The following is a 22,226-nucleotide window of genomic DNA, read 5'->3' on the forward strand; positions in this document are numbered from 1 at the left end:
GCCCTCTAGGGTTTCCACCATGGGTCAGTCCACGAATCCCTTCTTCCACACCCATTCGCACGGGGGCCTCACGCATACCCACGTTGATGGGGAGCAGCCGCACTTCCATGGTGCCCTCCACCTCCGGGGACGCGTGCTCCCGGGAGGCGAGGAGGATGACCTGTGGATCAGCGAGGGCGTCATCCGCACTGAGCCCGTCGAGGATTCGGTCACCATTGCGACTGACTGCTGGATCGTCCCCGGTCTCGTCGACGCCCACTGCCACATCGGCCTCAACCACGCTGGCGCGGTCGGGGCCGAGGAGGCTGAGGCCCAGGCCCTCACCGACAGGGACGCCGGCACCTTGCTGGTGCGAGACGCCGGTTCTCCGGCTGACACCCACTGGATCGACGACCGCGCGGACCTGCCCCGCATCATTCGCGCCGGTCGCCATATCGCCCGTCCCAAGCGCTACATCCGCAATTTCGCCGCCGAGGTGGACCCCGACGACCTGGTCGCGACGGTGGAGGAACAGGTTGCCCGTGGTGACGGCTGGGTGAAGTTGGTCGGGGACTGGATCGACCGTGACAAGGGCGACTTGGCCCCTCTGTGGCCGGCGGGCGTCGCCAAACAGGCCATCGACCGGGCCCATGAGCTGGGAGCCCGGGTGACAGCGCACTGCTTCGAGGAGCAGTCGGCCGCGGAGTTGGTTGACGCGGGCATCGACGGCATCGAGCACGGCACCGGGCTCGACGACGCCACCATCGAGACGATGGCCGAGCGCCAGGTGGCGCTGGTGCCCACCCTGGTCAACCTGGAGAACTTCCCGGCCATCGCAGCCTCGGGGGAGGAGAAGTTCCCCCACTACGCCGAGCACATGCGCGCGCTCTACGCGAAGCGCCTTGAGGTCTTCGGCAAGGCGAAGGAAGCAGGCGTCCCCATCTTCGCCGGAACCGATGCGGGCGGCACGATGGCCCACGGGCTCATCGGGGACGAGGTCGAACTGCTCACCCAGGTGGGGGACACCGGGTTCGCGCTCGGGGCAGCGAGCTGGCGGGCGCGCGAGTGGCTCGGCGTCCCCGGCATCGAGGAAGGGGCCAGTGCTGACCTGCTGGTCTACGACACCGATCCGCTGGCGGACGTGTCGGCGGTGAAGAACCCGCTGTTCATCATCCTGCGAGGACGCATCGTCAAGGCACGCTGAGTCCGGGGGAGAACTGCCCCGACTGGTGCCACAGGCGTCCTTTCTGGCACACTGGACGTTGCGTCTTCTGCCTTGGCATGCCCTCTCTCGTGCCTGGCGATGATTCCTCGGAGGCTGCGAGACTGTGCCCCACACGGTTGAGCGTCCCCACCAAGCCCCGCGCCGGGAGACCCCGGACATCCCCACAGGAGAAACCACAAACGTGGCAACCAAGATTCGTTTGAAGCGCCTCGGCAAGATCCGCTCGCCCCACTACCGCATCATCGTCATCGACGAGCGTGCCAAGCGTGATGGCAAGGCCATCGAAGAGGTCGGCATCTACCACCCCAAGAATGACCCCTCGGTCATCCAGGTGAACTCTGAGCGCGTCCAGTACTGGCTTGGCGTCGGCGCCCAGCCGACCGATGCCGTGGTGGCCCTGCTCAAGCGCACCGGTGACTGGCAGAAGTTCTCCGGCGAGCAGGCGCCCCAGGGTGTCGACGTCGCCCCGGAGAAGGCCTCCAAGCTGGACCTGTTCAACGCCGCCCTCGCCGAGGACGACGCTGCCCCCAAGAGCTCCGCCATCACCGCCAGGGCCCAGAAGGACCAGGCCGAGGGGGACAAGGACGAGGCCGCTGACGTCGCCGAGCCCGGCGCTGCCGCTGCCGATGATCAGGCCGGCAAGGAGTCGGGTGAGAACCAGGCTGATCCGGCCGAGGGCAAGGAAGAGGCCTGATCGTGCTGGGTGAAGCGCTGGAGCACCTGGTCCGCGGCATTGTCCTGAACCCCGACGACGTTCGCGTCAAGGACAAGGACCTTCGCCGCGGTCGCATGCTCGAGGTGCGCGTCCACCCCGACGATGTCGGCAAGGTGATTGGACGTCAGGGCCGCACGGCCCAGGCCCTCCGCACCGTCATTGCCGCACTGGCTGGCCGCGAGCAGGTGCGCGTCGACTTCGTCGACGTTGACCGCCGCAGTTCACGCCGCTGAGACCACACCACCACGCCACCCCGCCCGACCGGTCCTCCGATCGCTGGCGGGGTGGCGTTGTCACTGAGAGGACAGCCTCGTGGGGGACACCGTTGAGGTCATCGTCGGAAGCATCGGCAAGGCGCACGGCGTGCGCGGCGATGTCGTGGTTGACGTCCGCACCGACGAACCCGAGCGCCGGTTCGCCGTCGGCTCCGTCCTGCGAGTCGAGGGGACGCGGCGCGAGTTGACCGTCGCCCGGCTCGCCTGGCACTCCGGTCGGCTGCTCGTGCACTTCGAGGGCCTGGATGACCGCAACGCCGCCGAGTCCGCGCGGGGCCAGGTGCTGGTCGTGGACGTTCCCGTGGACGAGGTGCCCGAGGAGGAGGACGAGTACTACGACCGCCAGCTCGTCGGCCTGACCGCTGTGCTGGCTGATGGGACACGCGTGGGAACCGTCACGGAGGTCGTTCACCTGCCGGAGCAGGACCTGCTGGCCATTGACGTCGACGGCGAGGAACGCCTGGTGCCCTTCGTCCGGGCGTTGGTACCGCGAGTGAGCCTGTCGGAAAAGCTCGTCGAGCTGGCCGACGTGCCGGGTCTCCTCGCTGACGAGGACGAGTCGGAGGATGCCCAGTGACCCGCCTCGACATCATCTCGATCTTTCCCGACTATTTCCAACCCCTGACGCTGTCGCTGGTCGGCAAGGCCATCGGGTCAGGCCTGGTGGAGCTCGGCGTCCATGACCTGCGCCACTGGACCCATGACCGACACCACACTGTTGACGACACCCCGTATGGCGGCGGAGCGGGCATGGTCATGAAGCCGGAGCCCTGGGGGGAGGCCCTCGACGCCGTCCTGGGGGAGGACCCGGGGGACACGGTGCTGGTCTTCCCCAGCCCGAGTGGGGAGCGCTTCCATCAATCCATTGCCCAGGAGCTGTCCAGCCGTGGGCGCCTCGTGTTCGCCTGCGGACGCTACGAAGGCATCGATCGACGCGTGATCGACCACGCCGCGACCCGTGTCGAGGTGCGCGAACTCAGCCTGGGTGACTACGTCCTCAATGGGGGAGAGGTTGCCACCCTGGCGATGGTCGAGGCGATCGTCAGGCTGATTCCCGGAGTGATCGGCAACCCGGAGTCCCTGTCGGAGGAGTCCCATTCCGAGGGCAACGAGGGGTTGCTGGAATACCCCGTCTACACCAAGCCGCCGCTGTGGCGCGGCCTGGAGGTCCCCCAGGTGCTCTTCAGCGGCCACCATGCCCGCATCCGCGAGTGGCGTCGCGGACGCTCGGAGGAGCTGACCCGCGAACGTCGCCCCGACCTGCTGGGGCCCCGTGATGCTCAGGCCTGAACACCACAACGCGGCATTTCTCAGACATGAGAACAGGGTTTCAGTTCTTTGGTTGAGCCCTGGACGATTCTTGGTGCGTGACCCCATTGCGCGGATACTGGGGGGGCGGACAGCCGAAGGCGCGAGTGGAAACCAGGGTGGAGAAGGTGGCGAGAGCAATGCGCGGTGGGACAATCGGATCACGGGCACGATGGGTTGGCGCCATGCTCGCGACCTCGGCCCTGATGACCGGCTGCTCGACCCTGGGCGCTGGGTCGGCTCCTGGTGACCGGACCAACACCCCTTCGACTGCCCCCAGCACTACTGTTGGGCCGAAGGCCGAGTTCGCGCGCCCGGACCACAAACTGCTTTCCGGCAGACGAGCCACCCTCACTGCCGGTGACCTCACGGTGACCACCCTGCTGGCCGACCGGAGCATGCCTGGCCTCACTTTTGCCCTGGACGTCGTGCGCGGTCAGATCCTGCGCCACCACGCCTGGGCAGGCGGTGGGGAACTCACGATGGAGCCGACGCTACTGGCGTCCAGTTCGAAGGCCGTGGCGGTCGCCCTGAACGTGGAGGGCAAGGGTGGCAAGCGCACGTCGGTGGTCTACTACGATCCCCAGTCCAATGAGTCCTTTGCCTCGCCTGCGCTGATTTCGCCGCAGAAGTGGGCAGAGTTCACCGCAGCGGTCGGTGCCAAGGCGGGCGAGGAGAAGGCTGCTGCGCTCAAGGCGCTGGCGTCACCGACCTGGCCGATGGGCCAGGGACCCGCGCTCGCCTTCTCCCAGGAGGGCAACCTCGTCATCCAGTTCCAGGGAGGCTCCCAGCCGAATGTGTTGCTGACCGGCAAGGAAGCTGGCCCCTTCCTCACCGATTTTGGACGCCGGGCCAAGGCGGCGGCCCAGTACCCCACGGGGGCCGAGGCCGCCCAGACCTTCGCCCCGGCCTCCCCGGACCTGGTCGCGCGGCCCAAGGGCAAGCAGAAGGACCCGCGTCCCCAGCTTGCGCTCGGCACTGACTGCACCGTCAAGAAGTGTGTGGCGCTGACCTTCGACGATGGGCCCGTCCCGGAGACCCAGGAGGTGCTGGACGCGCTCAACAAGGCGAGGGTTCCAGCGACCTTCTTCATGCTCGGCCCGAGCATCGATGCCTACCCCGAGATGGTCACCAAGGCATCCGCCAACGGCATGGAGATCGCCTCGCACAACCTGAAACACAACACCATGAGCACCGCGGGCAACGAAGCTCTCGCCCACCAGATCTCCACGAACAGCAAGAACCTGGAGAAGCTGGCAGGCACGGCGCCGCTGTTCCTCCGCCCGCCCTACGGGGACCGCAGCAAGCGGGTCGACGCCGAGATCGGTCGCAACTCCATGGCCGTGGCCTTGTGGAGCGTCGACACCCTGGACTGGAAGTTCAAGACCACCCCTTCGATCCTGAGCTACGTCGGTCAGCAGACCACGAACGGTGCGGTGGTGCTGATGCACGACATCCACGCCACCTCCCGCGCTGCCGTGCCCGCCGTCATCGCCAAGCTCAAGTCTGATGGGTACACGATGACAACCCTGGCTGAAATGGCTCCCTCCGACTACCGCTTCGGTGCCCCGTTCTGCTCATCTCCAGCCTTGCCGCACTCCTGCGTGCGCTGACCGGAGCGCAGCATTCGAGCAGTGCCTGCGCTTGTGGAGTGCGCTATTCCTCATCCCTGGCCAGTCGTGTCGCACCTTGTCACAGGGCATTTGCGGGGATCCGGTCCCACGAATTAGCGAACGTCTTCATTGTGTTATTGCGCCGCAACCTGAGACTTATTCCACAATAGCGTGGCCGGTGTTCGTCCTTCGCGAGAGTGGCTATAGAGTGCCCTTCGTGGCGACAACACTGACTACTCATCAACGAGCGGCCAAGTCGACGGTTGTGACCAAGTTCATCATGGCGATAACTGGTCTGATCCTGATCGGCTTCCTGCTCGCACACATGTTCGGCAACCTCAAGCTGTTGCTCCCTGACAACGGCGTCGAGTTCAACGAGTACTCGCACTGGCTTCGCGAGCTCGGTTACCCGGCGCTGCCCCACTCCCTGTTCCTGTGGATCTTCCGCATCACCCTGCTGGCTGCGGTCGTCCTCCACCTGTGGTCTGCTTTCAAGCTCAAGGCGCGCAATGACGCAAGCCGCGGCGCAGGCAAGCGCTACGTGGACAAGAAGAGCATGGAGTCCAGCTACGCTGCGCGCACCATGATCTGGGGCGGCATCATCATCGTCCTGTTCGTGATCATGCACCTGCTGCAGTTCACCGCCCAGGTTCTGAAGTTCGGCTACGCCGACGGCGTCAAGACCCTTGCGCCCTACGACCGGGTGATCGCCGGCTTCGGTGAATGGTGGGTCGTCCTGATCTACGCCATCGCGATGATTGCCGTCTGCATGCACATCTCGCACGGCTTCTACAGTGCCTTCGCGACTCTCGGTGCCAACACCAGCCTGTCCGCGCGCAAGACCCTCAAGGGCCTGTCACTGCTGGTGGCTGTGCTGCTCTTCCTGGGCTTCATGATTCCTCCCGTCCTGATCCTGATTGGAGTCATCGGATGACCGAGACCATTGCTCCCGAACAGACCGCAGGTGGTTACTGGACTGTCGGCGAGGACATCGCGGACACCAAGGCCAACCGTGACCTCCCGATCGACAAGATCTGGCAGGACCGCAAGTTCAGCGCGAAGCTGGTCAACCCGGCCAACCGCCGCAAGCTGACCGTCATCATCGTCGGCACCGGCCTGGCCGGTGGCGCCGCCGCTGCCACCCTGGGTGAGGCCGGTTACAACGTCCTGAACTTCTGCTACCAGGACAGCCCCCGTCGCGCCCACTCCATCGCGGCCCAGGGCGGTATCAACGCCGCCAAGAACTACCGCAACGACGGTGACTCGACCTACCGCCTCTTCTACGACACCGTCAAGGGCGGCGACTACCGCGCCCGCGAGACCAACGTCTACCGCCTGGCCGAGGTGTCCGCGAACATCATCGACCAGTGCGTGGCCCAGGGCGTCCCCTTCGCGCGCGAGTACGGCGGCCTGCTGGATACCCGCTCGTTCGGTGGCGTTCAGGTGCAGCGCACCTTCTACGCCCGCGGTCAGACCGGCCAGCAGCTCCTGATCGGGGCCTACCAGGCCCTGGAGCGGCAGGTTGCGGCCGGCACCGTGAAGATGCACAGCCGCCACGAGATGATCGAGATGATCGTCGTCGACGGTCGCGCCCGCGGCATCGTCACCCGTGACATGGTCACCGGACGCATTGAGTCGCATCTGGCTGACGCGGTCGTTCTCGCCACCGGCGGCTACGGCAACGTCTTCTTCCTGTCGACCAATGCCATGGGCTGCAATGTGACCGCCGCCTGGCGTGCACACCGCAAGGGCGCCTACTTCGGCAACCCCTGCTACACGCAGATCCACCCCACCTGCATCCCGGTGCACGGCGACACCCAGTCCAAGCTCACGCTGATGTCGGAGTCGCTCCGCAACGATGGACGCATCTGGGTTCCCAAGCGTGCCGAGGACTGCGCCAAGGATCCGCGCCAGATTCCCGAGGAGGATCGCGACTACTACCTGGAGCGCATCTACCCCTCCTTCGGGAACCTGGTCCCGCGTGACATCGCGTCCCGCCAGGCGAAGTACATGTGTGACGAGGGACGCGGCGTCGGCCCGGCCATCACCGAGCGTGACCACGCCGGCAACGAACGCCAGATGCGTCGCGGTGTCTACCTCGACTTCGCCGAGGCGATCGGTCGCCTGGGCAAGAAGGCGGTGGAGGCCAAGTACGGCAACCTGTTCGACATGTACCAGCAGATCACCGGTGAGAACCCCTACGAGGTGCCGATGCGCATCTACCCGGCGGTTCACTACACCATGGGTGGCCTGTGGGTGGACTACGACCTGATGAGCTCGATCACCGGCCTGTACGTGTGCGGAGAGGCCAACTTCTCCGACCACGGCGCCAACCGCCTGGGTGCCTCGGCGCTCATGCAGGGCCTGGCCGACGGCTACTTCGTCCTGCCGAACACCATCAACGACTACTTGGCCAACGGCCCCTTCGAGAAGATCGACGCCAGCCACCCGGCCGTCGTGGAGGCCATGGAGTCGGCCACCGGCCGCATCCGAAAGCTCCTGTCGATCAACGGCACCCGCACCGTGGATTCGATCCACAAGGAGCTGGGCCAGATCATGTGGGAGTACTGCGGCATGGAGCGTTGGGAGGATGGCCTGAAGACGGCCATCGACCGCATCCGTGCCCTGCGCCAGGAGTTCTGGACCAACGTCAAGGTCACCGGCATCAACGAGGACTTCAACCAAGCCCTTGAGCGCGCCGGCCGTCTTGCAGACTTCCTTGAGTTGGGCGAGCTGATGTGCGTGGACGCCCTGCACCGACGTGAGTCCTGTGGCGGCCACTTCCGTGGCGAGTCGCAGACCGAAGAGGGCGAGGCCCTGCGCCACGACGACGAGTTCCTCTACGCCGCCGCCTGGGAGTGGGCGGGCGAGGGAAAGACCCCCGTCCTGCACCGCGAGCCCCTCAACTACAAGGCCATCGAGCTCAAGCAACGGAGTTACAAGTGAGAGTCACACTGCGAATCTGGCGCCAGGCCAATGCCCAGACCCCGGGCAAGATGGTGACCTACCCTCTCGAGGGCGTCAGCGAGGACATGTCCTTCCTCGAGATGCTGGACATGCTCAACGAGATCCTCACCGAGCGTGGCGAGGAGCCGGTGGCCTTCGACCACGACTGTCGTGAGGGCATCTGTGGCATGTGTGGTGTCGTGATCAACGGCATCGCCCACGGTGGGCAGCACACCACCACCTGCCAGCTGCACATGCGGTCCTTCGCCGACGGTGCCACCATCGACATCGAGCCCTGGAAGGCTGGGGCGTTCCCGGTCATCAAGGACCTCGTCGTCGACCGCACCGCCCTCGACCGGATCATCCAGGCCGGCGGCTTCATCTCGGCGAACACCGGGTCAGCCCCTGACGCCCACGCCACCCCGGCGCCCAAGCGCGAGGCAGACATCGCCTTCGACAACGCCACCTGCATTGGTTGCGGTGCCTGCGTGGCCGCCTGCCCCAACGGCTCGGCGATGCTGTTCACCTCGGCCAAGATCACCCACCTCGCCATGCTGCCCCAGGGCCAGCCGGAGCGGTACAGCCGGGTCAAGAGCATGGTTGCCCAGCACGACGACGAGGGCTTCGGTGCGTGCACCAACATCGGCGAGTGCGCCCAGGTCTGCCCGAAGGGCATTCCGATGGCGTCGATCAGCCAGCTGAACCGTGACCTGTGGAAGTCGATGTTCCGCGGCGAGGGCAAGGCCCAGTGAGCCTCCCCGTCGTGAGCTGAGTCGCCCAGCTGCCACACGCGTAAGCTCCCGGGGCGTTGACCCGGGGGCTTACGTCGTCCTGGTGCCGTTCAGGAGCGCATGTCCCTCGTGGCAAGGGCGATGATCTGGTTGATGGCTGCCGGCACCTCGCACTGAAAGACCACGTCGGAAGGCGCCGCTTCGCAGTTGCGGTCCTGACCCGTCGAGGTGTCGACCGCCAGCACCACCCGTCTACCGACATGGACCACCGTGGTCTCGTTGAAGATGCCGGTGTCCTTCCCCGCCAGGCGGGCCAGGGTCATCCGGTAGCTCAACTTCTCCACGCGCACGCCGGTGGGGCTGGTCCTGTTGTACGGCATCGTGCGGTTCGGGTCGTCACGCGGGGTCTGGTAACGGTCGTCGCCCTCGAGCCGTTGGGCGCAGGAGCTTGCGTCCGCCTCCATGGCGGCCGCTGCCTCTGCCGCCTGCTCGCTGCTCTTGTACTGGAACACCTGCACGATGCGGCTGAGGCCGTCTGCGGTGAACTCACGGGTCACCACAGAGGAGTACTCGCCGTAGTTGCCCTGGTCACAGATCCCCTTGGCGGCCTGGCCGATGCCCTCGTACTGCGAGATATGGACGCCTTCCGAGCCCTGGGGGAACAGCAGCTCGACGTCTGGCAGGTTGGCAAAGGTTGGGCCGGGGGCTGCTGGCGCCCTGGATGTGCTGGTCGTGGAGGGTGGGACGGTGGACGCGGATGTCACGGGCGAGGGACTGAGGCTGGGGGGTGTCGTCCTGCTGGGTGTGGAGTTGCTGGATGTGGGGTTGCTGGGGCTGGCGCTGGTGGGCGTGGTCGGAGGGATGCTGGGGGTGCCAGCGATGTGGGGGCTGGTGTTGGCCCAGGGTGTGGTGATCGCCAGGGCCGCGACGGCGATGGCCAGCGTGCCGCCCAGGGCCCCAGCCAGCGCGGCCTGGTGGCGGGCGCGGCGCCGGTCACCACGGGCCCGGATCTCGCTGGCTGGGGGAGTGGGCACTGCACCGGCCTCCTCGCGAAGCGGGTCGAAGGGATTCTTGTCAGGCATGGCTGGGCTCCGTCCTGGGGTCGGTGAGGAATGTGGCGAGGGCGGCGCGGCCCCGGGAGAGCCGTGCCTTGACGGTGCCCGTGGGGGCGCCCACCTCCTCGGCGATCTCTGCGATGCTCAGGTCGCAGAGGTGGTGCAGCACGATGACGCGGCGTTGTTCGGGGGAGATCTGGGCCAGCGCGTCGACCAGGGCGACGCGGTCCGGTGAGGGCTGGGCCGCCTGGCGATCCTCCAGGGCACGATCAGGCTGTCGGAAGGCGCGGCGCGCCTTGCGCCAGCGGCTCACTGCGAGTCGGTAGGCGACGGTGCGCACCCAGGCCTCGGGGGAGCGGCTGCGGTCGAGTTCCTGTCGCTTGGCCCACGCCCGGACGAATGCCTCCTGCGCACAGTCCTGGGCCTCTGCCATGTTGCCGCACATGGCGTAGACGTGGCCAACCACTCCGCGATAGGAGGACTCGTAGAAGGAGTCGAACGTGGCTTCATCCACCGGCTGCCTCTTCCTGGTCCGACGTGGTGCCTGGCTGCGCGAGCAGCCATGGCCTGGGAGGAGTTACTTGCCCCTGATACGCGTCACTGGCGGAGCCGGTTGCATGATGCTGGACACATTCCGTGACAGGGCCACACTCGCAGGTTTGGAGGGCAGTGGTGAGTGTGACAGAATTGCCTGCTGGTGCGCCTTCGTGCACCCGACTTGTCGTTCGACTCCTGCCACAGGGGGACCGTTCGGACGACCGGGGGACCCACTGTGACGAGGTGACCTGTGGCACTGACGAGGAAAACAATGAACATTCTGGACTCTGTCGACTCCGCGTCGCTGCGTAGCGACCTGCCCGAGTTCCGTGCTGGCGACTCCGTCAAGGTGCACGTGAAGGTCGTCGAGGGCAACCGCTCCCGTATTCAGGTCTTCGCCGGCGTGGTGATCTCTCGCACCGGCGGCGGCGCGCGTGAGTCGTTCACGGTGCGCAAGGTCTCCTTCGGCACCGGCATTGAGCGTACCTTCCCGCTTCACTCCCCGATCATTGACCGCATCGAGGTCGAGCGTCGCGGTGACGTGCGCCGCGCCAAGCTGTACTACCTGCGTGGCCTGCGCGGCAAGGCTGCCAAGATCAAGGAGAAGCGCGAGTTCTGATCTCGCTTCTCGATGGCCCCGGGCTTGTGCCACGGGGCCATTCTCATCGTGGGACGAGTTCTTCCGGCTAGGCTGGTCCGGTGCAGCAAACGCGCCGGAGCGGACGGGTTCCCCTGATGGTGGCCCTCGAGCTTTGCGCTGCGCTGCTGCTGGCCGTCGTCATGGCGACTGCGCTGACAGGTCTGACGGGGCGCCCGCTGGTCGCCGACGACAGCATGCAGCCAGCGGTTCCCGAGGGCACGCGGCTCTGGGTCAAGGACGCCCACAAGCTGGCGCGGGGGGACCTCGTTGTGGTCGAACCCCACCCGCAGTGGGCCGGAGCAAGGAAGGACTCCAGCAGCAGGCTGAACCGCGCGATGCGTTCGCTGCGCCTGGCTTCCCCGGCGCAGGGCACCCGGATGCTCACCCGGATCGTCGGCGTCCCGGGTGACGAGGTGAGGTGTTGCGCGGACGGGAGGGTCCTGGTCAACGGGGCAGCCACCCCGGCTCCCCCCACAGGAGGCAATTTCTTCCGCGTGGTCGTGCCCGAGGGTTTCTACTTCGTCTCCACGGATGCTCCAGGCGGGGCGAGTTCCCAGTGCTACCTGCACCGTCTGGGAAGCGGCGCCCTGGTCCCTCGGGAGCGAGTCGTCGGCAAGTCGTACTCAGCTGGGTGGCCGTGGGCACGCGTGGATCTGGCCCGGGGCGCGGCGCCCTACACTGGGATTGCCCCGGGTTCGACGCCTCCGCGCGACCCGATCATTGAAGCAGCGAAGGACCCAGCCTGTTGAGCAGCACACCTGAGAGCACGCCGCCCGACCACGAGCCCGGTCAGGAACCGCAGGAGGAGACCGGCAGCCAGGCGACGGCGCAGCGTCCGAGTTTGCTGAAGAAGGTCGGGATGGGTGTCTGGGAGACCCTGCTCGTCGTTCTCATCGCGCTCACCATCTCTGCGGTCTTCCGCGCGCTGGTGGGTCAGGTATTCGTGATCCCCTCCAGCTCGATGGAGGACACCGTCCACGTCGGCGACAGGGTCTTCGCGGTGAAACCAGTGGATGTTCACCGCGGTGACATCATCGTGTTCCGGGATCCCGGTGGCTGGGTCGACGGGACACCGAGGAAGCCTGCCCCACTGCTCCGGGCCCTGGAACTGGCCGGTGTCTGGCCGGACACCTCCACCACCCACCTGATCAAGCGCCTGGTCGGCCTGCCGGGTGACACCGTGGAGTGCTGTGACCCGATCGGCAGGATCAAGGTCAACGGCGTGGCGATCGACGAGCCCTACCTGAAGGACGGCCTGCCCGCCGCTGCCGTGCCGTTCAAGGTGGTAGTGCCCAGAGATCGCTTCTTCGCGATGGGTGACAACCGCAACAACTCTCGTGACTCGAGATGCCACCTGGCCAGGATCACCAATGACGGCGAGCCGCAGGGAATGCGGGCATTCGTGCCCATGGAGAACATCGTGGGGCCCGCGAAGTTCCGGCTGGCCCCGCTCGACCGCGTCGGGAACTTGCGCAATCCGGGAAATTTTGCCGAGGTCCCCGCTCCCTCGAAGGCAGCACCCGACAAGCCGACGATCATGCCAGAGGGCGTCGGCTGCTGATGTCCGTGCGTCCCGGGCGGGGCATCTATGGTTACGAGCGAGCCCTGGTGCGAGCTGGCCTCGGCCCCGTTGCGGGGGCTGACGAGGCCGGCCGGGGAGCCTGCGCCGGTCCCCTCGTTGCTGCCGCCGTCGTCCTGGGGGACACCCCCTCACGGCGTATCACCGGACTCAACGACTCCAAGGTGCTCACGGCGCTGCAGCGCGAGCGTTGCTTCGAGGAGATCATGGCCAAGGCCGTCGACGTTGCCTGGGTGGCGGTGGAGGCGGAGGAATGTGATCGCCTGGGCATGCACGTCGCCGACCTCCAAGCACTGCGTCGGGCGCTGATGAGGCTGCAGACGATGCCCGGCTTCATCCTCACTGATGGTTTCAGCGTGGACGGACTCCCCGCACCGGGTCTTGCCGTCTGGAAGGGCGATCGGGTGGCCGCCTGTGTGGCGGCAGCCAGCGTCGTGGCGAAGGTCACCCGGGATCGGATGATGGCCGAGCATGCGATCACATGGCCCGACTACGGTTTCGAGGTCCACAAGGGGTATTGCACTGCCGAACACCAGGCCCGACTCGAGGAACACGGCCCCAGCCCCATCCACCGGATGCGCTTCGAGAACGTCAGGCTTGCGGCTAGAGTGAATGCACCATGAGCACTGAAGATCTTGAGGCCTATGAGTCCCGGCTGGAACTCGAGCTGTATCGCGAGTACAAGGACGTCGTCTCGATCTTCACCTACGCCGTCGAAACCGAGCGTCGGTTCTACCTGTGCAATGCCGTGGATCTCAAGGTGCGCACCGAGGGCGGCGACGTCTACTACGAGGTCTCGATGAGCGATGCGTGGGTGTGGGACATGTACCGGCCTGCACGTTTCGTGAAGTCGGCCAAGGTGCTGACCTTCCGTGACGTCTCCATTGAGGAGATCGTCCACTCCGATCTTCAGGTGCCGGACGCCAAGTAACCGTTGCCCCAGCCCTCAGGCCAATCTGGTCAGCTCCACCTCGACGAACATCTCCGAGTCCCCGGTCCCGGTGAACACTCCGCGCAGCGGGGGGACGTCGGTGTATTCGCGCCCTCGGGCGACCTCCACGTGGCGATCACCGGGCACTGAGCCATTCGCGGGATCGGCATCGACCCATTCGCCGTTCCAGTAGCGCACCCAGGCGTGGGACTCACCCTTGTAGCTCTGTCCCACCTCAGGGTCTGCAGTCGGCATCAGATATCCGGACACATAGCAGGCCGGGATGCCGACATGGCGCAGGCAGCCGATCGTGAGGTTGGCCATGTCCTGGCAGACACCGGCACGCGCCTGCCAGCTGTCGGCGGCCAGGGTGTGGACGCCGGTGGAACCCGGTACGTAGGCGACCTCTGAGTGGATCAGGTCCACGATCGCCTGGGCGCATTCTCCGGGGGTGGCGCTCTCTGCAGCCAGCTCAGTGACTCGCTCGGCCAAGTCCTTGGGGGGCCGCACAGAGGCGGTCATCGCAAGGTATTCCGCTTGCTGGTCGGCCAACTCCTCCGAGCGCACCGCGTCCCAGCTGATGCCCTCGACAGGGGAGGGGGTGCGCCGCACGTCGACGGTGGAGGTGGCGGTCACCTCCAGGGTGTCATGCCGCTCGTGGACCTCAAAGCTGGTGACCGAGGTGCCCCAGTAGTCGGTCCAGGCCAGAGTCCAGGCCGACGGGTTGATGTCGACCTTGGTGTGCAACACCTGCTGGTGCAGGGTCGAGCGAGGCGACATCCGGACCTCGTTGAAGGAGGCCGTGGCCCCGTCCTGGTAGGTGTAGCCGGTGTGGTGGGTGATTCGCAGCAGCATCAGCGCACTCCTGCCTGCCAGGTGACCGAGTTGGCCACGTCGAAGTAGCGGTCGGCGACCGCCAGGTCCGTGCTGGCGATGGCCGTCTGTAGCAACGCCATGCGTTCGCTGACCGAGCCCAGCAGTTCCTGGCGGGGTCGGTACTCGAGGTCGGCGCGGGCAGCGCCCAGGACCCGAATGGTCTCGCTCAACTGCCCCAGCCCGCTGGTGGAGTCCAGACGCATCAGGATCCGCTCGGCGCGGTCCAGGCAGAAGACCACTGAACGGGGGAACAGGCGGTCCAGGAGCAGGAACTCGGCTGCGTCCTGCGGGTCTTCCACGCCGCGATGGGTGAGCCGGAAGGAGTGGTACCCACCGCAGGCCCGGGTGGCATTCATCCAGGCGGCGTCCTCATCGGGGTTGATCATGGAGGACTCGATGATGCGGCTGGTCATGTCGACCCGCTCGAGGTTCTTGCCGAGCATGAGGAATTGCCAGCCCTGGTCGTGGGCCATCGTGCCGTCGACCAGCCCGGTGATCAGGGCGCAGCGCTCGCGGATCAGCTGGCAGGCCTCGGGGGCGCGATGGCGCTGCAGACGGTTGTTGCGCACCATGTTCCACGTGGTGTTGATGGCCTCCCACAGGTCTGCGGAGATCACCTCGCGGGAACGCCGGGCGCTCTCTCGCGCCCCCCAGAAGGCGCTCACCATGGAGGCGCGACAGCTGGTGTCCCACCCCAGCATCTGGACGAGTGAATCAAAGCCCATCTCGTCCTCGGCCTCGATGCCCATCACGGCGAGCAGGTGGCTGGTGGCGGTGCCCTCGTCGGTGATGGGGTCCTCGAGCAAGGTCTGGACGTGGGATTCCAGCAGGCGGGCGGTGTCCTCGGCGCGCTCGAGGTAGCGGCCGATCCAGTACAGGGATTCAGCGATGCGGCTCAGCACTGGTCCACTCCTTGCTGCTGCTGTTCCTGCTGCTCCTTCTTCGTCCGCGGGGCATGGGCCACCGGTTCGGACTGGGGTTTGGGTGCAGGCGGGGAGGGCTTGCGGTTCTGGGCCTTGCGGATCTCCAGGCGCCCGCGCCGACCGTCACCGCTGAGAACCCAGGTGTCCTTCGAGCCGCCGCCCTGGGAGGAGTTCACGATCAGTTGCCCCTCGCCCAGCGCGACGCGGGTCAGGCCCCCGGGAAGCACCCAGACGTCCTCGCCCGAGTTGATGGCGAAGGGACGCAGGTCGACGTGCCGGGGGCGCATTCCCTGCTCGGTCATCGTCGGGACCGTGGACAGTTGGACCACGGGTTGCGCTATCCAGCCGCGGGGGGTCTTGCTGACGGTGGCGCGCAGTTCGTCGAGCTGCTCCCGGGTGGCCGCAGGGCCGATCACGATGCCCTTGCCCCCGGAGCCGTCCACTGGCTTGAGGACGAGCTCGTCCAGACGGTCCAGGACTTCCTCACGCGAGGCAGGGTCTTCCAGCCGCCAGGTGTCGACGTTCGGGACCACCGGCTCCTCGTCAAGGTAGTAGCGGATCAGGTCGGGAACGTAGGTGTAGAGCAGCTTGTCGTCCGCCACACCATTGCCCACCGCATTGGCGATGGTGAGGTTGCCGGCGCGAGCGGCGTTGATGATGCCCGGGCATCCGAGCACCGAGTCGGGGCGGAAGTAGACCGGGTCGAGGTAGTCATCGTCCACCCGGCGGTAGATGACATGCACCGGCTTGAGGCCCTGGGTTGTGCGAATGAGGACCCGGCCGCCACGCGCGACCAGGTCGCGTCCCTCGACCAGCTCGCACCCCATCATGCGGGCCAGCAGGGAATGCTCGAAGTAGGCAGAGTTGTAGGGGCCCGGGGTGAGGACCGCGACCGTCGGGTCGGTGATGCCGGCCGGGGCGGCTGCGATGAGGGCGGCCAGCAGTTTGGCGGGGTAGTCGCTGACCGGGCGGATGGCGTGGCTGCTGGTGATCTCGGGAACGCCCGAGCCCATGGCGCGGCGGTTGGTGAGCACATAGGAGACGCCCGAGGGAATGCGGATGTTGTCCTCGAGGACGCGGAACGTGCCCTGACCGTCGCGGATCAGATCGATGCCGGCGACATGGATGCGGACGCCGTTCAGAGGGGTGATGCCAAAGGCCTGCCGGTAGAAATAGCTTGAGGTGGTCACCACGTGCCGTGGGATGACGCCGTCGATGAAGCAACGGCCAGCGCCATAGATGTCATCGAGGAACATCTCCAGTGCCTTGACCCGTTGCTTCACGCCGTCCTCGGCGACCTGCCAGTCCTTGGCGGCGATGATGCGGGGAACGATGTCGAGTGGGAAGGGACGCTCTTCACCGCCGATGTCAAAGGTCACGCCTTGGTTGCGGTAGGTATTGGACATGTAGTCTGCCCGCTGCTGGATCTCCTCCATGGACATGGAGTCGAAGAGCTTCTTCAGCCGCGCGCTCGGCGTCCGCACGCTGTCCTGGTCGCCGACGAACATCTCGTCGTAGGTGCCCTCCGGGGCGATGTAGCCGTCGAACAGTCCCTCCATGTGGTGAAACCTACTGCCTCGCCACCGGTGCTGTGAACCATCCCGCGACAAGGTCGAGCTGATCATCCCTGTGGACAGCCTTCGAAGACGTCGTTGGCCTGTGGACAACGAGGTGATTTCAGGTCGGCGTGGCCATCACCCTTCGTGAGGACGTCGAACGGAGGCACCGGGATGGCATTGCGAGGACCAGGGCGCCGTGCGGTGGGTGAGTGGGGCGAGGGGCAGGCTGCCGCCTATCTGACCGCGCTGGGCTGGGAGGTGTTGCAGCGTAATTGGCGCTGCAGCGCCGGGGAGGTGGACCTGGTGGCACGCGACCCCGGGGGCACGGTGGTGCTCGTCGAGGTGAAGACGCGCAGTGGTCTGGGCTACGGCACGCCCCTGGAGGCGATCACCTGGGCCAAGCAGACCAAGTTGCGAGAACTCGCGATCCACTACCGCCGGTCACATGCTGGCGTGGGACGGGTCCGCGTCGATGCCATCGGAGTCCTACGCGATGGCCAGAGTGTGCGCATCAGCCACGTCAGGGCGCTGTCATGAGTGGACAGGCGCATTCTGTTGCCCTGGTGGGCGTGGATGGTCGCATCGTGGATGTCGAGGCAGCCGTCGGCGGCGGTTTACCACGGACGGTGCTGGTGGGCCTGCCCGATGCCTCCCTCTATGAGGCCAGAGATCGCTGCCGCGCTGCCGTGGTGGGTTCCAAACTCGCGTGGCCGGACCACCTGCTGACCATCAACCTGAGCCCCGCGACCCTGCCGAAGAGCGGAAGCCACTACGACCTGGCAATCATCGCCGCGGTGTGGCGGTCGGAGGGCCACGTGCCACCACGTTTGCGGGAGCGCACCGTGATGCTGGGCGAGGTTGGGCTCGGTGGCCGGGTCAGGCCCGTCCTGGGGCTCCTTCCTGCCCTGATCGCTGCTGCCGAGGCCGGGTTCAGCGCCGCCATCGTGCCAGCGGACCAGCTACGCGAGGCCGCCCTGGTGAAGGGTGTGAAGCTCTATGGGGTGGGGTCCTTGGAGGAGTTCCAACAGGTGCTCCGTGGAGCAGCTGGAGCCCAGGTCCCCGCGGGGGAGAAGGGGGCCACCGTCGCGACTGGCCGCGTCCCCGATTTCGCCGAGGTGATCGGACAACCTGAAGCCCGGTGGGCGATGGAGGTGGCCGCTGCGGGCCGCCACCACATCTCCTTGAGCGGACCTCCCGGGGTGGGCAAGACGATGCTGGCATCACGGTTGCCCTCGATCCTGCCGCCGCTCAGTGACCGCGAAGCGCTGGAGGTCTCGGCGGTTCACTCTCTGGCTGGAATGCCCGTGGAGGGACTGGTACACACGCCTCCCTTCGCCGACCCGCACCACGGGGCGTCGGCGGTGGCCATGATCGGCGGTGGCTCGAGGGTCATCCGTCCCGGGGCCATTTCGCTGGCCCACCGGGGCGTCCTGTTCCTCGATGAGGCCCCGGAGTTCTCGCCGAAGGTACTCGAATCCCTGAGAACCCCACTGGAGTCCGGCGAGGTACTGATTGCCCGATCGGGGATGCGGGCGCGATTCCCGGCGAGGTTCCAGCTGGTGCTCGCCTCCAATCCCTGCCCGTGTGGCAACTGGGGCTCCACCACCCAGCACTGTCGCTGCCAGCCCTACACGGTTCGCCGCTACCAGGAGCGGGTGAGCGGTCCCATTCTGGACCGGATTGACATCCACCAGAACCTGCGGCAGCAGCATCGCAGCGTAAGTCGGCTGGTCGAACTGGGCGAGTGCTCGGCCAGCATCGCTGATCGTGTGCGCGAGGCACGCGCTCGCCAGGCACGACGCCTGCGCGACACCCCATGGTCGACGAACGCCGAGGTCTCAGGCGCTGGTCTGAGGCAGCTACCGCTCCCGGCCGGCATGGAGATGCTCGACCGCGCACTGAGGCGCAACCAACTGACTGCACGGGGAATCGACAAAGTGTGGCGCCTGGCCTGGTCGGTCGCCGATCTGTCTGGCCGGGACCGGGTCAGCGCAGACCACCTCGCGACAGCTCTCGCCATGCGCCAAGAAAAGGGAGAGGCGGCATGAGGGTTGACGACCTACATCTGTGGAGCGACGAGAGGCGTGCCAGGGCGGCGCTGACCGGGATCGTCGAGCCGGCCAGCGCCGGGTTGCTGGCACAGCTCCAGCACTACAGTGTCGAAGAGGTGTGGACCGCTCTGCGGGAATCCAAGGACGGCAACTCCCTGTGGGCCCGTCGGGCGGCGGCGCTCAATCTGGAACGAACCGTGGACCTGGTGCACGGCAAGGAAGTCCATTTCCTCATCCCCGGGGATCCGCAGTGGCCCCAGGCTCTCCCGCCCCTGGACGGCATCAAGCGCACTGTGCAGGGGATCGAGATGCAGGGCCAGCCGTTGGGCTTGTGGTGGGTGGGGGAGGAGACTCCCCGGCAGGCCTTCGAGCGGGCCGTGTCCATCGTCGGGTCTCGAGCCTCGACCAGTTACGGCGAGCGTGTCGCCAGCGATCTCGGTGCTGAGCTGGCCTCCGAAGGCTTCACCGTCGTCTCGGGCGGGGCCTATGGGATTGATGCCGCGGCCCACCGTGGTGCCCTCGCCAGCGGTGGCAGGACGGTCGCCATCCTGGCCAATGGCCTGGACTCATTTTATCCCCGAGGCAATCATGCCCTGCTGGATCGGGTCGCCTCCGCAGGTGCCGTCGTGGCCGAAGTGGCTCCCGGCATCCGTCCCCACAAGGTGGGCTTCCTCGCGCGCAACAGGATCATCGCGGCGGTGGGCAGGGGAGTGGTGCTGGTGGAGGCTGCTCACCGCTCCGGCGCCCTGAACACGGCCAACTGGGCGGAGGCCATGCAACGCCCGCTACTGTGCATCCCCGGCTCGATCTACTCCGCCACGTCCGCCGGTGTCCATGGCCAGCTGCGCAAGTACGGCACGCTGGTGGCCACCACCGAACACGTCCTGACGGAGCTGGGGCCCATAGAGGCCGACCCCCTCCCCGGCTGTGAGGGCGATAGGCCCACCGATGGCCTGACGGGCAACCAGCTGCTGGTGCGCGAAGCGCTGCCGAGCCGTGGGGGGATGGCTGCGGCAGCGGTCGCTGAGACGACAGGGCTGCCCTACCCGCAGGTCTTGGCAGCGTTGGGAATGCTGGAACTGGAAGGCCTCGCCGAGGAGGTGGCTGACGGGAGGTGGCGGGTGACTCGACCGAAACCCAGCGCCAGGCGTCCGCGTTCGGCAGGATGAGGACGCTGGGACGGCAGGCGCCAGGGAGAGGACACCATGCGGCTCTACGCACGAGGCACGCGCGCCGTGTGGCAGGCCGCGTCCGATATCGGAATCGTGCTGTGGCTGCTGCTCTGCTGGTGGGCTGCACAGACGGCGCACCGGGTCATCGACGCAGTCGGCACCCCCTCTCGTCGCAGCGGGGAACTGCTCACACAGGTCATCACCCAACTCGACATGATCTCGCGGAACCTGGCGAAGGTGCCTGGCGTCGGCGATTCGATGGGTCTGCCCTTCCGCACCCTCTCCAGGCTGATGTGGGAGCTCGTGGGCCAGTACGAACACCAGAGTTCCTCGGTGTCCTCGGCCGCTGACACCATCAGCGTGCTGGTCTTCCTGATTCCTGCCCTCATCATGGTCGCGCTGTGGCTCCCCCGACGTGTGGCCTTCGTGCAGGGGGTGCAGACCTGGCAGCAGTTCATCGACGAGGACGCCGACCTTGACTTGTTCGCGCTGCGGGCCATGGCGCACCTCCCCATGAGGGACCTCGCCGCTGTGTCCAGCGACCCGGTGGGTGACTGGCGACAGGGTGACGCGGAGGTCATCAGACGCCTGGCACAACTGGAACTGGAACGGGTCGGCCTCAGGCTGCCACCTCGCGAGCGCACGCCGAGGCCCACCTCGTCGACGAGTACGGGAAGCCCCGACGTGGAGGCGCTAGATCACGAATAGATGACGGCGTCGACGATTTGACAGCACCTCTCTGGCGCCTCCGACACCTGCCGGGGTATGGTGCCTGAGAGCGCTCTCAGAGGTGGGGGTGCGGGAAAGCACAAAGGAGTCTTTCATGAAGCTGATGCGCACTGCGCTGGCAACCCTGCTGGCCGCATCACTCGCCCTGACCGGCTGTGGCAAGGGTGATGAGGATGGCAAGAAGGAGGGCGGCAAGATCGAGCTCACCGTCGCCACCTTCAACGAGTTCGGCTACGACAACCTGTTCAAGAAGTACATGGACCAGAACCCCAACGTCGTCGTGAAGCACAAGAAGGCCGCGACCTCCGACGAAGCTCGCCAGAACCTGCTCACCGGCCTTGCCGCGGGTAAGGGGCTGGCCGACGTCGAGGGCGTCGAGGTTGCCTGGTTCGCAGAACTCGGCAAGTACGGCGCCAAGTTCGCCGACCTCAAGGACGATGCCCTCAAGGATCGCTGGCTTGACTGGAAGGTGAAGGCCGCCACCCTCGAGGACGGCAAGCTCCTCGGCTACGGCACCGACATCGGCCCTGAGGCGGTCTGCTACCGCGCTGACCTGTTCAAGAAGGCCGGTCTGCCCACTGACCGCGAAGAGGTCGCCAAGCTGCTCGAGGGCGATTGGGACAAGTATTTCGAGGTCGGCAAGCAGTTCACCTCCAAGACCAAGATCCCCTGGTACGACGGCGCCAGCGGGTTGTACAACGGCATGATCCAGCAGCTCGCCAACCCCTATGAGGAGTCCGACGGCAAACCCAAGCCGTTGGAGTCCAACACCGATGTGAAGAACGTTTACGACCAGCTCGTGAAGCACAAGGACCTCTCGGCCGGTTTGGGCCAGTGGTCTGAGGACTGGACCGCAGCCTTCCAGAAGAGCGGCTTCGCCACCATGCTCTGCCCGGCCTGGATGACCGGTGTCATCGAGGGCAACGCCAAGGGCGTCGAGGGCTGGGACATCGCCAACGTCTTCCCCGGTGGTGGCGGCAATTGGGGTGGTTCCTACCTGACCGTCCCCGCCCAGGGCAAGAACGTGGAGGAGGCCAAGAAACTGGCCGCCTGGCTGACCGCCCCCGAGCAGCAGATCGAGGCCTTCAAGACCAAGGGCACCTTCCCGAGCCAGACGAAGGCGCTCGACGACAAGGCCGTCCTTGATCAGAAGAACCCCTTCTTCAACGACGCCCCGGTGGGCAAGATCTTCTCCGACCGTGCCAAGGCCATCAAGACCCAGCCCTTCGTCGGACCCAACTTCTTCACCATCAACACCGTCGTCGCCGATGCGATCACTCGCTTCGACGTGGAGAAGAAGAACCCCGACGAGTCCTGGAAGCAGGCCCTGACCGCCTACAAGGAGCTCTCGCTCAAGTGACCTGCCAGTCCTGGCAGTGACA

General features: G+C 66.4%; 24 protein-coding genes. 19 read left to right on the top strand and 5 right to left on the bottom strand.

Going from position 1 to position 22,226, the window contains the following annotated elements; translation table 11 throughout:
- Positions 1 to 19 precede the first annotated feature (19 nt).
- The 9 genes from M3G03_RS12210 to M3G03_RS12250 all read left to right on the top strand — a co-directional run bounded on the left by M3G03_RS12210 (position 20) and on the right by M3G03_RS12250 (position 8,813).
- Positions 20 to 1,183 (top strand): amidohydrolase family protein, encoded by a 1,164-nt coding sequence (locus tag M3G03_RS12210; RefSeq protein WP_259810349.1) that lies wholly within the window; start codon positions 20 to 22, stop codon positions 1,181 to 1,183.
- Positions 1,184 to 1,385: 202 nt separating this feature from the next.
- Positions 1,386 to 1,898 (top strand): 30S ribosomal protein S16, encoded by a 513-nt coding sequence (gene rpsP / locus M3G03_RS12215; protein ID WP_259810351.1) that lies wholly within the window; start codon positions 1,386 to 1,388, stop codon positions 1,896 to 1,898.
- 2 nt (positions 1,899 to 1,900) lie between these two features.
- The gene (locus M3G03_RS12220; protein WP_259810353.1) at positions 1,901 to 2,152 is read left to right on the top strand and encodes an RNA-binding protein; all 252 of its coding nucleotides are present in this window, start codon (positions 1,901 to 1,903) and stop codon (positions 2,150 to 2,152) included.
- Between the two features lie 79 nt (positions 2,153 to 2,231).
- Complete coding sequence (rimM, locus tag M3G03_RS12225) at positions 2,232 to 2,771, top strand: ribosome maturation factor RimM (protein ID WP_259810354.1); 540 nt, start codon at positions 2,232 to 2,234, stop codon at positions 2,769 to 2,771.
- Entirely contained in the window at positions 2,768 to 3,484 is a 717-nt protein-coding gene (gene trmD, locus M3G03_RS12230; RefSeq protein WP_259810355.1) for a tRNA (guanosine(37)-N1)-methyltransferase TrmD, read from the top strand. Before rimM ends, trmD begins: the two co-directional genes overlap by 4 nt.
- 203 nt (positions 3,485 to 3,687) lie before the next feature.
- Complete coding sequence (locus tag M3G03_RS12235) at positions 3,688 to 5,115, top strand: polysaccharide deacetylase family protein (protein WP_259810357.1); 1,428 nt, start codon at positions 3,688 to 3,690, stop codon at positions 5,113 to 5,115.
- Positions 5,116 to 5,395: 280 nt separating this feature from the next.
- Positions 5,396 to 6,049 carry a succinate dehydrogenase cytochrome b subunit gene (locus M3G03_RS12240; RefSeq protein WP_396121959.1) on the top strand — a complete coding sequence of 218 codons (654 nt, stop codon included), beginning with the start codon at positions 5,396 to 5,398 and terminating at the stop codon, positions 6,047 to 6,049.
- The gene (locus M3G03_RS12245; RefSeq protein WP_259810359.1) at positions 6,046 to 8,061 is read left to right on the top strand and encodes a fumarate reductase/succinate dehydrogenase flavoprotein subunit; all 2,016 of its coding nucleotides are present in this window, start codon (positions 6,046 to 6,048) and stop codon (positions 8,059 to 8,061) included. Before M3G03_RS12240 ends, M3G03_RS12245 begins: the two co-directional genes overlap by 4 nt.
- Complete coding sequence (locus M3G03_RS12250; RefSeq protein ID WP_259810361.1) at positions 8,058 to 8,813, top strand: succinate dehydrogenase/fumarate reductase iron-sulfur subunit; 756 nt, start codon at positions 8,058 to 8,060, stop codon at positions 8,811 to 8,813. The genes M3G03_RS12245 and M3G03_RS12250 overlap by 4 nt, the downstream gene beginning before the upstream one ends.
- An 89-nt stretch (positions 8,814 to 8,902) precedes the next feature.
- Here the strand turns inward: M3G03_RS12250 and M3G03_RS12255 are convergent, their stop codons facing one another.
- On the bottom strand, positions 8,903 to 9,874 hold the full coding sequence (locus M3G03_RS12255) for a hypothetical protein (protein ID WP_259810363.1): 972 nt from the start codon (positions 9,872 to 9,874) through the stop codon (positions 8,903 to 8,905).
- The gene (locus M3G03_RS12260) at positions 9,867 to 10,361 is read right to left on the bottom strand and encodes an RNA polymerase sigma factor (protein ID WP_259810365.1); all 495 of its coding nucleotides are present in this window, start codon (positions 10,359 to 10,361) and stop codon (positions 9,867 to 9,869) included. The genes M3G03_RS12255 and M3G03_RS12260 overlap by 8 nt, the downstream gene beginning before the upstream one ends.
- A gap of 294 nt (positions 10,362 to 10,655) precedes the next feature.
- Between M3G03_RS12260 and rplS the strand changes: the two genes are divergently transcribed.
- The 5 genes from rplS (at position 10,656) to M3G03_RS12285 (ending at position 13,534) form a co-directional block, all read left to right on the top strand.
- Positions 10,656 to 11,003, top strand: coding sequence for a 50S ribosomal protein L19 (gene rplS / locus M3G03_RS12265; RefSeq protein WP_259810367.1), 348 nt, complete (start codon positions 10,656 to 10,658; stop codon positions 11,001 to 11,003).
- An 80-nt stretch (positions 11,004 to 11,083) separates the two neighbouring features.
- Complete coding sequence (locus M3G03_RS12270; protein ID WP_259810369.1) at positions 11,084 to 11,773, top strand: S26 family signal peptidase; 690 nt, start codon at positions 11,084 to 11,086, stop codon at positions 11,771 to 11,773.
- A complete protein-coding gene (gene lepB / locus M3G03_RS12275) occupies positions 11,770 to 12,585 on the top strand; it encodes a signal peptidase I (RefSeq protein WP_259810371.1) in 816 nt (271 codons plus the stop codon). The genes M3G03_RS12270 and lepB overlap by 4 nt, the downstream gene beginning before the upstream one ends.
- The gene (locus M3G03_RS12280) at positions 12,585 to 13,226 is read left to right on the top strand and encodes a ribonuclease HII (protein WP_259810373.1); all 642 of its coding nucleotides are present in this window, start codon (positions 12,585 to 12,587) and stop codon (positions 13,224 to 13,226) included. Before lepB ends, M3G03_RS12280 begins: the two co-directional genes overlap by 1 nt.
- Complete coding sequence (locus M3G03_RS12285; RefSeq protein WP_259810375.1) at positions 13,223 to 13,534, top strand: DUF2469 domain-containing protein; 312 nt, start codon at positions 13,223 to 13,225, stop codon at positions 13,532 to 13,534. The genes M3G03_RS12280 and M3G03_RS12285 overlap by 4 nt, the downstream gene beginning before the upstream one ends.
- A gap of 15 nt (positions 13,535 to 13,549) precedes the next feature.
- Here M3G03_RS12285 and M3G03_RS12290 read toward each other — a convergent pair whose 3' ends face one another.
- From M3G03_RS12290 to M3G03_RS12300, 3 genes are read right to left on the bottom strand one after another with little or no spacing between them, the layout of a single operon-like run.
- On the bottom strand, positions 13,550 to 14,389 hold the full coding sequence (locus M3G03_RS12290) for a transglutaminase family protein (protein WP_259810378.1): 840 nt from the start codon (positions 14,387 to 14,389) through the stop codon (positions 13,550 to 13,552).
- Complete coding sequence (locus M3G03_RS12295; RefSeq protein ID WP_259810380.1) at positions 14,389 to 15,312, bottom strand: alpha-E domain-containing protein; 924 nt, start codon at positions 15,310 to 15,312, stop codon at positions 14,389 to 14,391. Before M3G03_RS12295 ends, M3G03_RS12290 begins: the two co-directional genes overlap by 1 nt.
- Positions 15,306 to 16,892 carry a circularly permuted type 2 ATP-grasp protein gene (locus M3G03_RS12300; RefSeq protein WP_259810382.1) on the bottom strand — a complete coding sequence of 529 codons (1,587 nt, stop codon included), beginning with the start codon at positions 16,890 to 16,892 and terminating at the stop codon, positions 15,306 to 15,308. Before M3G03_RS12300 ends, M3G03_RS12295 begins: the two co-directional genes overlap by 7 nt.
- Positions 16,893 to 17,063: 171 nt before the next feature.
- Here M3G03_RS12300 and M3G03_RS12305 point away from each other — a divergent pair, with 171 nt between their 5' ends.
- The 5 genes from M3G03_RS12305 (at position 17,064) to M3G03_RS12325 (ending at position 22,204) form a co-directional block, all read left to right on the top strand.
- Positions 17,064 to 17,429, top strand: a complete 366-nt coding sequence (locus M3G03_RS12305) for a YraN family protein (protein WP_259810384.1) — start codon at positions 17,064 to 17,066, stop codon at positions 17,427 to 17,429.
- The gene (locus M3G03_RS12310; RefSeq protein WP_259810386.1) at positions 17,426 to 18,940 is read left to right on the top strand and encodes a YifB family Mg chelatase-like AAA ATPase; all 1,515 of its coding nucleotides are present in this window, start codon (positions 17,426 to 17,428) and stop codon (positions 18,938 to 18,940) included. Before M3G03_RS12305 ends, M3G03_RS12310 begins: the two co-directional genes overlap by 4 nt.
- Entirely contained in the window at positions 18,937 to 20,112 is a 1,176-nt protein-coding gene (gene dprA / locus M3G03_RS12315) for a DNA-processing protein DprA (protein WP_259810387.1), read from the top strand. The genes M3G03_RS12310 and dprA overlap by 4 nt, the downstream gene beginning before the upstream one ends.
- Positions 20,113 to 20,148: 36 nt before the next feature.
- The gene (locus M3G03_RS12320) at positions 20,149 to 20,823 is read left to right on the top strand and encodes a hypothetical protein (protein ID WP_259810388.1); all 675 of its coding nucleotides are present in this window, start codon (positions 20,149 to 20,151) and stop codon (positions 20,821 to 20,823) included.
- A 115-nt stretch (positions 20,824 to 20,938) separates the two neighbouring features.
- Positions 20,939 to 22,204 (top strand): extracellular solute-binding protein, encoded by a 1,266-nt coding sequence (locus M3G03_RS12325; RefSeq protein WP_259810389.1) that lies wholly within the window; start codon positions 20,939 to 20,941, stop codon positions 22,202 to 22,204.
- The last annotated feature ends 22 nt before the right edge of the window (positions 22,205 to 22,226 follow it).

It is taken from the genome of Aestuariimicrobium sp. p3-SID1156, from assembly GCF_025144225.1.
Classification (GTDB): Bacteria; Actinomycetota; Actinomycetes; order Propionibacteriales; family Propionibacteriaceae; genus Aestuariimicrobium.

What these genes read in the sequence shown, in the direction of transcription:
- M3G03_RS12210 (WP_259810349.1), top strand. Translation starts at nt 20, where the DNA reads ATGGGTCAGTCCACGAATCCCTTCTTCCACACCCATTCGCACGGGGGC.
- M3G03_RS12235 (WP_259810357.1), top strand. Translation starts at nt 3,688, where the DNA reads ATGCTCGCGACCTCGGCCCTGATGACCGGCTGCTCGACCCTGGGCGCT.
- M3G03_RS12240 (WP_396121959.1), top strand. Translation starts at nt 5,396, where the DNA reads ATGGCGATAACTGGTCTGATCCTGATCGGCTTCCTGCTCGCACACATG.
- M3G03_RS12245 (WP_259810359.1), top strand. Translation starts at nt 6,046, where the DNA reads ATGACCGAGACCATTGCTCCCGAACAGACCGCAGGTGGTTACTGGACT.
- M3G03_RS12255 (WP_259810363.1), bottom strand. Translation starts at nt 9,874, where the DNA reads ATGCCTGACAAGAATCCCTTCGACCCGCTTCGCGAGGAGGCCGGTGCA.
- rplS (WP_259810367.1), top strand. Translation starts at nt 10,656, where the DNA reads ATGAACATTCTGGACTCTGTCGACTCCGCGTCGCTGCGTAGCGACCTG.
- M3G03_RS12280 (WP_259810373.1), top strand. Translation starts at nt 12,585, where the DNA reads ATGTCCGTGCGTCCCGGGCGGGGCATCTATGGTTACGAGCGAGCCCTG.
- M3G03_RS12285 (WP_259810375.1), top strand. Translation starts at nt 13,223, where the DNA reads ATGAGCACTGAAGATCTTGAGGCCTATGAGTCCCGGCTGGAACTCGAG.
- M3G03_RS12290 (WP_259810378.1), bottom strand. Translation starts at nt 14,389, where the DNA reads ATGCTGCTGCGAATCACCCACCACACCGGCTACACCTACCAGGACGGG.
- M3G03_RS12300 (WP_259810382.1), bottom strand. Translation starts at nt 16,892, where the DNA reads ATGGAGGGACTGTTCGACGGCTACATCGCCCCGGAGGGCACCTACGAC.
- M3G03_RS12305 (WP_259810384.1), top strand. Translation starts at nt 17,064, where the DNA reads ATGGCATTGCGAGGACCAGGGCGCCGTGCGGTGGGTGAGTGGGGCGAG.
- M3G03_RS12310 (WP_259810386.1), top strand. Translation starts at nt 17,426, where the DNA reads ATGAGTGGACAGGCGCATTCTGTTGCCCTGGTGGGCGTGGATGGTCGC.
- dprA (WP_259810387.1), top strand. Translation starts at nt 18,937, where the DNA reads ATGAGGGTTGACGACCTACATCTGTGGAGCGACGAGAGGCGTGCCAGG.
- M3G03_RS12320 (WP_259810388.1), top strand. Translation starts at nt 20,149, where the DNA reads ATGCGGCTCTACGCACGAGGCACGCGCGCCGTGTGGCAGGCCGCGTCC.
- M3G03_RS12325 (WP_259810389.1), top strand. Translation starts at nt 20,939, where the DNA reads ATGAAGCTGATGCGCACTGCGCTGGCAACCCTGCTGGCCGCATCACTC.